We start from the raw sequence: 13,579 nt of genomic DNA, 5'->3' as shown, positions 1-13,579 counted from the left end.
GTTTTGAAACATCTCTCTTTAAAGACATTTTTAAAAAGTCTTTTCTTTATTGTAGCTCTAATATTTTTTAGCATACCTGCTCAGGGACAAAGTTTTTCCAATTCTCTGATTCAAAATAATACAACAGCACCTAACCTGATTGCTGCTCAACAAGATTTTTTGCCACCTGACCAAGTTTTTAAACCCCAAATTTTTAAAAATAGTGATGATGAAATTTCATTAATTTGGGAAGTCAACTCAGACTACTATTTATATAAGGATAAGATTTTTATTCAGCCTTTGAACCAAGGCATTAAAATCAAAGAAATTATCTGGCCTGAAGCCATCATGCATGAAGATGAATTCTTTGGTCGCCAGCCCATTTATGATCAAAGTGCTGAAATGATCATAAAATTTGAACAACCATTTTCTAATCTTCATACTTTATACCTAAACATTGAAGCACAAGGATGCGCCAAAGCTGGTTTATGCTTTGCACCATATAATTGGGAGCAATCCATCGTTGTTAATCCAAATTTCTCTGGACAAGATATTTTAATAACTGAAGAAATACAGACTGACAGTCAATTACTCAATGAACATGATCGATTAGGTGCTTTTCTTAAAGAGCAACAATATCTTGCACTACCGCTATTTTTCTTATTAGGTATTTTATTAACATTTACACCTTGTGTATTACCAATGCTGCCTATTTTATCTAGCATTTTAACTGGAGAAAAAAATCTCACAAAATCACGTGGATTCTTCATTTCTTTATCTTATGTACTAGCAATGGGGATCGTTTATACCATTCTTGGCATGATAGCTGCAATGCTAGGCAGTGGCTTATCTGCTGCTTTCCAAAATAAATATGTGCTCATTGGCTTCGCCCTACTTTTTATTTTATTATCTGCCAGTATGTTTGGTGCTTACCAATTACAAACACCCAGATTTATCCAAAACTATCTCAATAAATTTGCAAGCCAATCTAAAAATGGTACATATGCAGGTGCTGCAATTATGGGTGCATTATCCGCATTGATCGTTGGCCCTTGTGTCACAGCACCATTGATTGGCATCATTACTTTAATCTCACAAACTCAAGATTATGTTTTGGGAGGTTTTGCCTTATTCTCAATGAGTATGGGTATGGGCGTACCTTTATTAATTTTAGGCGTTTCCTCTGGGTACTTATTACCCAAAGTTGGTTCTTGGATGAATGCAATCACTGAGTTTTTTGGATTCATTATGCTAGGAATCGCTGTTTATTTCTTAGGTAGAATCCTGCCATATTTTTGGGAAAATATACTTTATGCAGTCTTATCGCTATCATTAACAGTATGGTTTATCATTAAAGTCTTTAAAACCAAGCAATTGCCTAATTTTTTTATATTACCCGCATTACTAACATTAGGTATTACAATTTTTTATAGTTATGAAAGTATACAAATTAAAGAACGCCCACAATTTATCAATATTGTTGGTTTAAATGGTTTGAATAATGCATTACAAGATAATCAAAACAAGATTTCTATGTTAGAGTTCAACGCAGAATGGTGTGTATCCTGTAAAGAATTAGAGAAATATACTTTTAGCGATCCTGAAGTCAAAGAACGCTTAGCAAAATTAAATTTTTTCCTTGTTGATGTGACTGAAAACAATAAAACCAATCAACAAATTCAGAAACATTTTGGCATTTATGGTCCTCCTGCTATCTTATTTTTTGATCAAAATGGCAATGAAATTCCTGAATATCGAGTCATGGGCTATGTTCCAGCAGATAAATTTCGTGATCATTTAGATTATATTTTAACTAAACATCCCATAAATTAATATATTATAAAAATTCAGGTTTTTCCCTAGATTGATTATTTAAGCTCATCTATAATGATGAGCTTACCTATCTTTAATCTTCCTAGTTAAAAGCACCTTTAACTTCGTATGAACAAATCTATCACCAATATTTATCGTTTTTTCTTCACCTACGATTTCACCATGGGCTTATACAAAGGCATTGGCGTCTTTTTGCCTGTGTTAATTGTTTATCTATTAGGTGGAGAATCCAAAAATCTCGTAACTGTTGGGTATGCCAGCTTAACCATTGGCATTGCAGATCAAATTGGCTCTTTTAAACATAAGCGCAATGAACTACTTGTTACATTGCTAGGCACACTACTCATTGCCTTTTATTTTGCACAATTTGATGGATTCTCTTTCTTATTCATCATATCGTTATCCATTGTTGTATTTTTTAGTAACTTCATCAGTTGCTTTGGCATCAAGGCAAATACTATAGGATTCACATTCATATTCATTGCAATGATCACCGGACGCAACACCTATGAATTTACAGAATATGTCATAGATTTTGCCTTTGGTTCAATTTTCTATGTCATTTATGCGCTTATTTTTGCTAAGTATTTTGCGGACTATATTTTAAGACAAACATTATCAGCTTGTTACATTAGCTTATCTAAATACCTTCGGGCATTATCTGAATGCTATCGCCAAAATAGCAACTTAGATAAAAAATTTGCAAACCTAATTGAATCACAAACACTTTTAGTTGCTGATCTCCAACAAGTCCGAGATTTGCTATTTCGTGCACCTAATCGCCACGATCCCAAAATTATTAAAATGGCTGGCGAATTGACATTATTAACGGATATTTATGACCGATTAGTTGCACCTTATCAAGATTTTACTACCATACGTCAATCTTATGAGAATTCTGATATTCAAATTTTCTTCCGCGATCTTTATACGAAAGCTGCCAATAACTTAGATGAAATGTCCATGTTCACTTTAGGTGGCGGTGGAATGATCCGAAGATTGGGATTTAAGGCTGAACTTCGAGCGTTGGAATATGAGCTAGAGTTACTCAAAAACCAAAATCTTAATGAAGAAGATCAAGATGCTTATCATGTTTTAGCTGCACACTATAGAAAAGCATGGGTGATGAATCGACAATTAGATAAAATCAGACAACTTTTATTGGATCAAATTGAAGCACCAGATTTAGGAGATAATTTCAAAAAACATATTTCACATAGCTATTGGTCATGGAATATCCTTAAAGAAAATCTGTCGTTATCATCTGATTACATGCGTTTTTCAATTCGTACGGCAATAGCAATGTTCTGTACATTGACATTCATCAATCTAGTACTAGAACAAAAACAGATCTTAGGGCATAGTTTTTGGATAGCATTTACCATCATGACGTTAATGCGACCTGGGTTTAGCTTGACGAAAGAACGCAGCCGCAATCGTATTATTGGTACAATTATGGGTTGTGCTCTTGTCGGTATCATTATCTCCTTTCATCCGCCGATGTCTTACATTATTCTCTATATTTTTATTGGTGTCGTATTAAGTAATGCGCTAGGTAATATTGACTATAAATTATCAGTGATGTTTACAACTTTATATGTCCTTTTAACATTAAATATTGGTATTGATATTTCAGGTTTAGCATTAGCAGGAGAACGCATTTTAGATACTGCCATTGGTGCATTAATCGCCATAGCATTCACAATATATTTTTTACCCTCATGGGAAAAACGAGAAGCGCCTAGATTAGCTGATAGAATTCGTTTTCATACATATGATCTTCTCGAAACATTAGAAAATGTCTGGATTCATCGTACAATTGAGCCTTCCGATTTTTATGTAAAATTAAAAGATACACAAGCATTGATCATTCAGTTATCCAACTCCTTAACACGCATGCAAAAAGAACCTCAAAAATTCCATGGTGATTTCCATTACTACAATGAGTTTATGATTCGTCAGCAATCTGTACTATCGCAATTAGCAATTTTAGGTTATTCATTGGATCAATTAGCTAAAGACCCTAAAGATATTCCCGAATTTGCAGAATTGATCATGCTGACAAAAATGCGTTTAGACCCATCCATTCCAAGCAGTGAAAATACTAAACCATTCACTGGGCAAGAGCTAAAACCCTTAATTTGGATGGTGGAAGCGAATACATAAAAATGATACACATCAATAAAATCTTGATTCATAAAATTCAAATGAATAAAAATCAATCATTTTAAGCCTTGAGTAAAAGAAAAAAGAGGAAATTTAACCTCTTTTTTTATATTTCTTTTGATCTAAATTAAATCATCAAGATTCTAAATTCTCAAAATATTATAGATATTGATGTAGAAAAATCTTATGTATATCTACAATCAGTAAAGATTTAAATCATGATCATTAAAAAAAGCCTGCGATGCAGGCTTTCTAATACTCATAACTAACATGGTTGCTTAGTTCAATGTGCAACCCACTGAGAACAATACCGCAGCAATACGTACAGATGATTGGATTGCTTGAGTTGTTACTTGATGATCACGTAAGTTTTTCTCATGTGAATCCATACACATACCACAACCATTCACAGCTGAAACAGCCATAGAAGCCAATTCAAATGTTACTTTATCAATGCCTGGATTGGCCATACTGTTCATACGTAAACGTGCTGGAATTGTTGCATATTCCTTATTGCTTGTTAGATGAACAAAGCGATAATAGATGTTATTCATGCTCATAATACTAAAAGCAACTTTAGCGCCATTCATCTCTTCTTCGGTTAAGAATGGGGCTGCAAAAGCTTCAATATTTTCAATTAAAACTTTTGACTTTGTGCTCAAAGCAACAGCTACAGCAATTGCTGCAATTTGCTTTTCAGTCAAGCCTTCTGAACCTGCTTCACTTAATACATTGCTTAAGTTCAAACGCATATCCTTAGCATAATCTGGTAACATCGCTTTTAATGCATCAATTGACATTTTTAACTCCTTAATTATAAAAAAATAGTATTTCTGACTAATTCCTAAAAAGTGTGTCTATTATTAATAACTTTTATGAAAAAGTCATATTGATAATCTTGATCGAGATGATAAATAACTTCAAATATCAACAATACCTCAAATAGGATTGTCTTAACAGCTTCTTTGCATATAATAAACGGGGATTATTCAAGGCTTGAAAAAATTACTTTCTAACAACATATTGTTTATTGAGGTTATCTAAATCAAAGCCTGATTTATAAATTTTAGTAATTGTTTAACTAAACAAGGAGTGGAGCATGAGTCAAATCGACAGTTTACAATCCAAAGCAACGCTGAAAGTTGGTGATAAAGAGTTTCTTTATCATTCAATTCCTAAAGCGGCAGAAACATTGGGGGATGTTTCTAAGCTACCTAAATCAATGAAGGTACTTTTAGAAAACTTGCTTCGTTATGAAGATAACAAAACTGTTAACTTACAAGACATCGAAGCTATTCGCGATTGGTTAAAAGATCGCAAATCTGATCGTGAAATTCAATATCGCCCTGCTCGTGTATTGATGCAAGACTTTACAGGCGTTCCTGCAGTTGTAGATTTAGCTGCAATGCGTGATGCTATGATCAAAGCAGGTGAAAACCCTGAAAACATCAATCCTTTATCACCTGTTGATTTAGTCATTGACCACTCAGTAATGATCGATAACTTCGGTAACAATCAAGCATTCACTGCAAACGTTGATTTAGAAATGGAACGTAATGGTGAGCGTTATGCATTCTTACGTTGGGGCCAAAAAGCATTTGATAACTTTAGCGTAGTACCTCCTGGCACAGGGATCTGTCACCAAGTTAACTTGGAGTTTTTAGCAAAAACAGCTTGGGTTTCTAAAGTTGATGGCAAAGAATGGGTAATTCCAGATACATGCGTAGGTACAGACTCACACACACCAATGGTCAACGGTTTATCTGTTTTAGGTTGGGGTGTTGGTGGTATCGAAGCTGAAGCTGCAATCTTGGGCCAACCAATTTCAATGTTGATTCCTGAAGTTGTAGGTTTCAAATTGACAGGTAAATTACGTAGCCACGTAACAGCAACAGACTTAGTATTAACAATTACACAAATGCTTCGTAAAAAAGGCGTTGTAGGTAAATTCGTTGAGTACTTTGGTGATGGCTTAGCAGAATTACCATTGGCTGACCGCGCAACAATCTCTAACATGTCACCAGAATATGGTGCAACTGTTGGCTTCTTCCCTGTCGATGATATTACATTAGATTACATGCGTTTAACAGGCCGTTCTGATGATACAGTTGCTCGCGTAGAAGCTTATGCTAAAGCACAAGGCTTATGGCGCAATGCTGGTGATGAACCGGTATTTACAGATGTATTAGAATTGGATTTAGGTACAGTTGAAACAAGTATTGCGGGTCCAAGTCGCCCACAAGATCGCGTAATCTTGGCTGACTTACCAGCAACAAGCAAAAAATTCATCGCTGATGGCGTTGAAAATCCTGACTTAGCAGTAAACATCACTTTAGATGGCAAAGCAGAACAACTACGCCATGGTGATGTTGTATTCGCAGCAATCACATCTTGTACAAATACATCAAACCCAAGCGTAATGATGGCAGCTGGTTTAGTTGCTAAGAAAGCGGTTGAATTAGGTCTAAAACGTAAGCCATGGGTTAAAACTTCATTGGCACCAGGATCTAAAGTTGCAAGTGAATACTTGGAAAAAGCTGGCTTAATGAAGCACCTTGAATCAATCGGCTTCTACTTGACAGGTTATGGTTGTACAGCGTGTATTGGTAACTCTGGTCCGTTGATTCCTGAAGTTGCAAAAGCAATTGATGAAAACAACATGACTGTTTCAGGCGTATTGTCTGGTAACCGTAACTTTGAAGGCCGTATTCACCCACAAATCCGTGCGAGCTGGTTGGCTTCACCACCATTAGTCGTTGCATATGCGATTGCAGGTTCTACAAACATTGATTTGACAAAAGATCCTATCGCTCAAGATGCTAATGGCAAAGATGTATTCTTGAAAGATATTTGGCCATCTAATGAAGAGATCGCTAAAGAAGTATTGATGATCACAAGTGGTATGTTCCAAAAAGGTTATGAAGGCGTATTTGATGGCGATGAACAATGGCAATCAATCGCTGTAACAGATAGCGAAACCTATAACTGGGATAAAAAATCTACTTACGTTCAACATCCTCCTTACTTCGAGCACATTGATCAACCAATTCAAGCTTTGAAAGCAATTGATAAAGCACGTGTATTGGCTGTATTTGGTGACTCAATCACAACGGATCACATCTCACCTGCAGGTTCAATTAAGAAAGATTCTCCAGCAGGCCGTTACTTGATTGAAAACGGTGTTGCACCTGAAGATTTCAACTCGTATGGTTCTCGTCGTGGTAATCATGAAGTGATGATGCGCGGTACATTTGCAAACATCCGTATCCGTAACAAGATGATCCCTGGCATTGAAGGTGGTTTGACTAAGTACTTACCATCTGGTGAAGTAATGGCGATCTATGACGCTGCTATGAAGTATAAAGAAGATCAAACACCATTGATCATCTTAGCAGGTAAAGAGTATGGTTCAGGTTCAAGCCGTGACTGGGCAGCTAAAGGCCCTAACTTGTTAGGTGTTAAAGCTGTAATCGCAGAAAGCTATGAGCGTATTCACCGCTCTAACTTAATCGGTATGGGCATCTTGGCACTTCAATACAAAAATGGTGACAATGCTGAATCATTAGGTTTAGATGGCACAGAAAGCTTCCACATCGAGTTCAATGATGATATCAAACCTCATCAAGATATCGAAGTAGTTGCAACTAACCCAGCAACAGGTAAAGAAACTAAGTTCACTGTATTGTGCCGTATCGATACATTAAACGAAGTAGATTACTTCAAAGCTGGCGGTATCTTGCACTATGTATTGCGTGACTTGATCGCTAAAAGCAAAGCAGCTAAGTAATCAATTTTAGCTAGCCACAAAAAATCCCATGTTTTTTACATGGGATTTTTTTATGCTTCTATTTAAATATTATGTTTGATTACTGAGCAACATACCCGCCATCAACTAGCACAGAAGTTCCATTCACAAAGCTTGCGCCATCGCTTGCTAAGAACAATACAACGTTAGCAACTTCTTCTGCCCTTCCCAATCTACCAATCGGATGTGCTTGAATGAGCTGTTGTTTCACTTCATCACCCAAATGTTTAAGTAATGGCGTATCAATGTAACCTGGGCACACAGCATTCACACGAATACCTTTAGATGCATAATCGATTGCCAATGTTTGTGTTAAGAGCTTCACGCCACCTTTAGATGCGGCATAAGCTGTCACACCATGTTTGCCAACCCAACTATGAATAGAACCACAGTTCACAATAATGCCCTTTTTATTTTCTTTTAACCAATATTCAATCGCAAATTTATTCAATATATAAACAGCTGTTAAGTTAATATCGATCGTGCGTTTCCATGCATCAATGGCTAATTGTGCGACTGGTGCATCTGCTGCAATGCCAGCATTGGCAAACACAATATCCAAGCCACCAAATTTATCAATCGCATATTGCACTAATGCTTTATTTTCCTCTTCATTGCGCACATCAATTTTGAAAAATACCGTTTGATAGCCTTTACGATTGAATTCATCACTCACAGCTTGCCCATTGTCTTGTAAATCAGCAATCACAACTTTTGCACTTTCTTTGCAAAATGCCTCAACTGTTGCATAACCAATGCCACTGGCACCACCTGTAATGATGACAACTTTGTTTTCAAAGCTCATAATTTACCCTCTATTTTTTAGCATCAATAATGCTAGTTAAAATTCCACCTTTAAAAATTAACACTTTTAAATTACCATTTTCTTTATAAGTCAAATGATAGACTGCAATATCATTTTCCCAAGAAACTAAATCTTCACTGATGGGTTGCCCACACACTTCAATTACATAGGCTTTAGCATCACCTGTTTTAGCCAGTCGATTACCACAGCGAATCGCATCCGCATATGAGAACGATACAAAAGATAATAACAACAAAGTAGTGAATAATTTTTTCATAAGAAACCCCTTGATATTATTCTAATTTTTTTAAGTAATGAATGATCTGATTTTGGCTACCTCGCCAAACGAGTGTTTTATCTGCTTCTGATTCTATAAATTGACCATCGATCAATACATCAATATAACTCAAAAGCATTTTTTGCTCATCCGTTAAATCTTGTAATCGATAACCTGTCCAAACCCAAACATTTTTATTAGGGCATTCATTTTTCACACGTTGCAATAATCTCAGGATCACTGACAAATTATCAGGCAATAAAGGATCGCCACCTGACAAAGATAAGCCTTGGCGCTTAATTTTTGTATCTTGTAAATCTTGAATAATTTTATCTTCTAAAGCTTTATCATAAGGCTTGCCTGAATTAACTTTCCAAGTGCGTTTGTTATAGCAACCTTTACATTGATGAATACAACCAGACACAAATAAAGTACATCGTGTACCCGGCCCATTCACAACATCCACAGAGTAATATTTATGATAATTCATTTTATTTTCCCACATATAACATCTTGCCTGTTCGGCAAGATTGCTAATCACTCAAATAAATTCATATATGAAAAACTATAAATGCTTCACTCTACGCTTTACTTCCTCTTGTTTACCGTGATTAAACGGTCTTGCATCTGGGCTTCCCAAATAACCACAAACACGGCGTGTTACTGAAACACGATCAGGATTAGAATTGCCACAATTTGGACAAGTAAAGCCTTTGCTTTCACAAGAAAATTCGCCCGTAAAACCACAATCATAACATTCATCTATTGGCGTATTTGTGCCGTAATATGGCACGCGCGAATAACTATAATCCCAAACATCCTCAATCGCTTTTAAGTTATGCTGTAAATTAGGATATTCGCCATAGCAGATGAAACCACCGTTAGCTAAAGGCGGATATTTTTCTTCAAAATCTATCTTTGCATAAGGATTCACGCTTTTTTCTACATCTAAATGGAAGCTATTTGTGTAATAACCTTTATCCGTGACACCATCAATTACTCCAAATTCTGCTGCATCCAATCGGCAAAAGCGATCACATAAATTTTCACTTGGCGTACTGTATAAACTGAATCCATAACCTGTTTCTACTTTCCACTCATCCACTTTCTGACGAAGATATTGAATCACTTCAACTCCTTTCGCTTGCTTCATTGCATCATCAAAAGGATGAGTTTCCGTGCCATATAAAGCTTGTAACATTTCGTGCACACCAATATAACCGAGTGAAATAGAAGCTCTACCATTTTTAAAAATCTGTGCAATGCTATCATCTGCCTTTAAGCGCACGCCACAAGCACCCTCCATATACAAAATGGGGGCAACACGTGCTTTGACTGTATCTAATCGTGCAATGCGAGTTAACAGTGCTTTCTTGCAAATATCCAAACGCTGATCTAATAATCGCCAAAATTTCGCTTCATCATATGCGGCTTCAATTGCAATTCTAGGCAGATTCAAACTGATTACACCCAAATTATTCCGGCCTTCGTGCTGCTCAATACCATTTTCTTCATAACGACTTAAAAAGCTTCGGCAGCCCATCGGGGTTTTAAATGAACCTGTGACTTTTACCACTTGTTCGTAATTCAGAATATCTGGGTACATTCGTTTCGATGCGCATTCCACTGCCAACTGCTTAATATCATAATTGGGATCATCCGCTTTATGATTAACCCCATCTTTAATCGCAAAAACCAATTTTGGGAAAATCGCCGTTTTAGCCTTTTTACCCAAGCCTTTCATTCGCACTTTTAAAATAGAGTTTTGAATTAATCGTGATTCTTCACTTGTGCCTAAACCAAAACCAAATGTGACAAAGGGCGTTTGCCCATTGGCTGTATGCAATGTATTCACTTCATATTCTAAGGATTGAAACGCATCGTAGCATTCTTTCTCGATACGCTCTTTGGCATAAGCTTCTCGATCTTGAATGCCCCAATCATTAGCAATTTTCAAATGCTTTTGGTAGCTGATTGCCACATAAGGTGCAAGCACTTCATCAATGCGATTAATGGTTGTGCCACCATAAATATGACTTGCTACTTGTGCGATGATTTGAGCAGTCACAGCCGTTGCAGTTGTGATGGATTTAGGTTGCTCTATTTCCGCATTGCCCATTTTAAAACCTTGGCTCAGCATTCCTTCTAAATCCACCAACATGCAGTTAAACATTGGGAAAAATGGCGCATAATCCAAATCATGATAATGAATTTCCCCTCGCTCATGGGCAAGGCTCACTTCTTTTGGCAACATATAACGAATAGCATAATGCTTTGTAATAATCCCAGCCAACAAATCACGTTGCGTTGGAATTACTTTACTATCTTTATTGGCATTTTCATTGAGAATCGCCGCATTGGTTTGATCCACTAAGCCTTTAATGTCTTGGTTTAATCTGCTCTTTTGCTCGCGGATTTTATCGCGATCATGGCGATATTCAATATAACAGCGCGCCATCTCTTTATAGGGGCCAGACATCAAAGCATTTTCAACCGCATTTTGTATTTTTTCTATCGCGATCGTTTGCTGATCTGTTACTGCTTTTGTCACTAATTGCGTAGCATGTTGGCAATAAGCTTCATCGCTCACATTGGAAGCTATCGCTGATTTGTATATTGCATCGTAAATTCGTTGTTGATCAAATGGCATTTGGCAGCCATCACGTTTTATTACAACCGTCATCTTGTTCTCTCCAAAACTTAAATTGACAGAAAGGAATAGAACAACATGATAGGAAACCCATTCATAAAAAACAGTCAAAAAATGTTAGCACATTAATCATAAAAGTGATTGAAATCACAGCAAACATAGCCAATATGAATCCTCACTCACATTTACAAGATGAGAATATTCTTATCTATATTCTTGCTCTGTTTGACTCTTATCAACTGATGAATAGTTAGTGGGTGATGATCCTGTCATATTTTTAAAAAAGGTGGAAAAGGCACTATCATTGGCGAAGCCTAATGCTAATGCGATGTCCATCATACTTCTCTGCTCACTCAGTAATTCTATGGCTCTGAACAGTCGCCATTGCTGTCGCCATGATTGATAATTTAAGCCTGTTTCCTTCAAAAATATGCGCGTAATGGTTCGTTCACTGGCGCCAATGTGTTTAGCTAATTCTGACAATGGCGGCGCATAAGTTAATAGATCAAATTTCTGAAGACGATAATCTTTCGGCAACTCTAAATAATGCTCTTCACGATCAGCTAATTTCAGCTCATCCCACAAAACTAATAACCAATGTGCACCACGAGATGGTAATTGCCAATCCATTGCCCAATCTGATTGTGCGATCTCCTCTAGGATACATTTTAGTAATGGTGAACAGCTCCATGTTGCAGGTTCTTTTGGCAAATGAGGAAAAACCTCAGTATCGATATAAATAGAACGATAACCCACAACTTCTGTAAAAAATACGCAATGTGGTTGATTCGGTGGCAACCACACAACTTTTTGTGGTGGAATGACAGAGAGCTTTTGATCAATCACAACACGCATACTGCCCTGCTGTGCAAAGAGTAATTGCCCTTTATTATGCTGGTGTTCACCAGAGTTATGCTTCACCAATTCAGATGAAATCCCAATGATGGGCATCGCCATTGTATCGGGATCAAAGATTGCATCCGCTTCTATCCATGCCATTATATTGTCCTGTAATTTTTGATGATTTAATCACAACTCACCCTTTTATCAAGCCATCTCCCACAAATCACAGTAATTATCATTTGCATTTAGTAATGATATACAGCAAGATATCATCACATTTAAAAGGGAGAATACATAATGCAAGTTCATAGAACTGTTGTGCGAGTGGCTCGCAAAGAATTCTTAACACCAAATTATCTTCGCATTGTATTGAAATGCGATGACATTGAACATTATAAAGATGTATCTTTGGGCGTAAACAATAAATTGTTCATTCCGCCACAAGGCAATGCAACTGTAGAAATGCCTGTTTACAATGAAGAAACTCGTAAATGGGATATTGAAAACGAAGCCAATCGCCCAGTTGTGCGCACTTATACGCACCGTGATATTGATCTTGATGCTAAAGAATTAGTGGTGGATTTTGCAGTTCACGAAGGCGATTCGATCGCTTGCCAATGGGCAATGAATGCTAAAGAGAATGATGAAATCGGTTTAGCAATGAAATTGAATCATCGTGATGTGTTAACAGAAGCGGATCATTATCTATTTGTGACAGATATGACAGGCATTCCTGCGGTATCAGCTTTGGTTGCACAAGTGCCAAGCCATGCAAAGGTAACTGTAATCACAGAAGTGATGACAAAAGAAGATGTATTGCCAGCTCATTACCAAACATCTGCTGATTTGGATTTGCATTGGTTAATCAACCCACACCCTGAAACAGGTAGCGATTTGTTTGATTTAACCAAAACAATGGTGGATTTAATGCCTGCATCGCATTTTGTTCACATCACAGCTGAATTTACGACTGTGAAAAAATTACGTGATTACTTACGCAAAGAGAAAGAATGGACATCACGCGAGTTCTACGCTTGTGCTTATTGGCAAATTGGTAAAAAAGAACACGAAGAACGCGAAAAACGCATGGATTAATGTGAGAGAACTTGTCTGAATTTATAATAATATTGTCTTAGATTATAAATTCAGAAACTCCAATAAAGATTACCATTGTTGTTTTCAAATAATGGTAATTTTTTATGAAACAGCCTTTATCTCTCC

10 protein-coding genes are annotated in these 13,579 nt (G+C 36.7%); 4 read left to right on the top strand and 6 right to left on the bottom strand.

Annotation, left to right across the window (positions count from 1 at the left end):
• Positions 1-3 precede the first annotated feature (3 nt).
• Entirely contained in the window at positions 4-1,812 is a 1,809-nt protein-coding gene (dsbD, locus tag BZK14_RS00250; protein WP_077924613.1) for a protein-disulfide reductase DsbD, read from the top strand.
• Positions 1,813-1,920: 108 nt separating this feature from the next.
• Positions 1,921-3,978, top strand: a complete 2,058-nt coding sequence (locus BZK14_RS00245; protein WP_077924612.1) for an FUSC family protein — start codon at positions 1,921-1,923, stop codon at positions 3,976-3,978.
• 278 nt (positions 3,979-4,256) lie between these two features.
• Here the strand turns inward: BZK14_RS00245 and BZK14_RS00240 are convergent, their stop codons facing one another.
• Positions 4,257-4,778, bottom strand: a complete 522-nt coding sequence (locus tag BZK14_RS00240; RefSeq protein WP_077924611.1) for a carboxymuconolactone decarboxylase family protein — start codon at positions 4,776-4,778, stop codon at positions 4,257-4,259.
• Positions 4,779-5,077: 299 nt separating this feature from the next.
• Here BZK14_RS00240 and acnA point away from each other — a divergent pair, with 299 nt between their 5' ends.
• Positions 5,078-7,765 (top strand): aconitate hydratase AcnA, encoded by a 2,688-nt coding sequence (gene acnA, locus BZK14_RS00235; RefSeq protein ID WP_077924610.1) that lies wholly within the window; start codon positions 5,078-5,080, stop codon positions 7,763-7,765.
• Between the two features lie 79 nt (positions 7,766-7,844).
• Here acnA and BZK14_RS00230 read toward each other — a convergent pair whose 3' ends face one another.
• The 5 genes from BZK14_RS00230 to BZK14_RS00210 all read right to left on the bottom strand — a co-directional run bounded on the left by BZK14_RS00230 (position 7,845) and on the right by BZK14_RS00210 (position 12,514).
• Entirely contained in the window at positions 7,845-8,588 is a 744-nt protein-coding gene (locus BZK14_RS00230; protein ID WP_077924609.1) for an SDR family NAD(P)-dependent oxidoreductase, read from the bottom strand.
• Positions 8,589-8,598: 10 nt separating this feature from the next.
• On the bottom strand, positions 8,599-8,865 hold the full coding sequence (locus BZK14_RS00225) for a DUF2845 domain-containing protein (protein WP_077924608.1): 267 nt from the start codon (positions 8,863-8,865) through the stop codon (positions 8,599-8,601).
• Between the two features lie 16 nt (positions 8,866-8,881).
• Positions 8,882-9,355: an anaerobic ribonucleoside-triphosphate reductase-activating protein gene (nrdG, locus tag BZK14_RS00220; protein WP_077924633.1), complete on the bottom strand. Its 474-nt coding sequence runs from the start codon at positions 9,353-9,355 to the stop codon at positions 8,882-8,884.
• Positions 9,356-9,430: 75 nt separating this feature from the next.
• Positions 9,431-11,548: an anaerobic ribonucleoside-triphosphate reductase gene (gene nrdD, locus BZK14_RS00215; RefSeq protein WP_077924607.1), complete on the bottom strand. Its 2,118-nt coding sequence runs from the start codon at positions 11,546-11,548 to the stop codon at positions 9,431-9,433.
• A 171-nt stretch (positions 11,549-11,719) separates the two neighbouring features.
• The gene (locus tag BZK14_RS00210) at positions 11,720-12,514 is read right to left on the bottom strand and encodes an AraC family transcriptional regulator (protein WP_077924606.1); all 795 of its coding nucleotides are present in this window, start codon (positions 12,512-12,514) and stop codon (positions 11,720-11,722) included.
• A 141-nt stretch (positions 12,515-12,655) separates the two neighbouring features.
• Between BZK14_RS00210 and BZK14_RS00205 the strand changes: the two genes are divergently transcribed.
• Positions 12,656-13,453, top strand: a complete 798-nt coding sequence (locus BZK14_RS00205; RefSeq protein ID WP_077924605.1) for a siderophore-interacting protein — start codon at positions 12,656-12,658, stop codon at positions 13,451-13,453.
• Positions 13,454-13,579: the final 126 nt, after the last annotated feature.

It is taken from the genome of Wohlfahrtiimonas larvae (assembly GCF_002006755.1).
GTDB classification, from domain to species: Bacteria; Pseudomonadota; Gammaproteobacteria; order Cardiobacteriales; family Wohlfahrtiimonadaceae; genus Wohlfahrtiimonas; species Wohlfahrtiimonas larvae.
The sequence above is the reverse complement of the archived record's forward strand: the minus strand, read 5'-3'. Positions and strand labels throughout refer to the sequence as shown.

Excerpts from the sequence above, each read along its gene's own strand:
- acnA (WP_077924610.1), top strand. The coding sequence starts at position 5,078 with ATGAGTCAAATCGACAGTTTACAATCCAAAGCAACGCTGAAAGTTGGT.
- nrdD (WP_077924607.1), bottom strand. The coding sequence starts at position 11,548 with ATGACGGTTGTAATAAAACGTGATGGCTGCCAAATGCCATTTGATCAA.
- BZK14_RS00205 (WP_077924605.1), top strand. The coding sequence starts at position 12,656 with ATGCAAGTTCATAGAACTGTTGTGCGAGTGGCTCGCAAAGAATTCTTA.
- BZK14_RS00230 (WP_077924609.1), bottom strand. The coding sequence starts at position 8,588 with ATGAGCTTTGAAAACAAAGTTGTCATCATTACAGGTGGTGCCAGTGGC.
- BZK14_RS00240 (WP_077924611.1), bottom strand. The coding sequence starts at position 4,778 with ATGTCAATTGATGCATTAAAAGCGATGTTACCAGATTATGCTAAGGAT.
- nrdG (WP_077924633.1), bottom strand. The coding sequence starts at position 9,355 with ATGAATTATCATAAATATTACTCTGTGGATGTTGTGAATGGGCCGGGT.
- BZK14_RS00210 (WP_077924606.1), bottom strand. The coding sequence starts at position 12,514 with ATGGCATGGATAGAAGCGGATGCAATCTTTGATCCCGATACAATGGCG.
- BZK14_RS00225 (WP_077924608.1), bottom strand. The coding sequence starts at position 8,865 with ATGAAAAAATTATTCACTACTTTGTTGTTATTATCTTTTGTATCGTTC.
- BZK14_RS00245 (WP_077924612.1), top strand. The coding sequence starts at position 1,921 with ATGAACAAATCTATCACCAATATTTATCGTTTTTTCTTCACCTACGAT.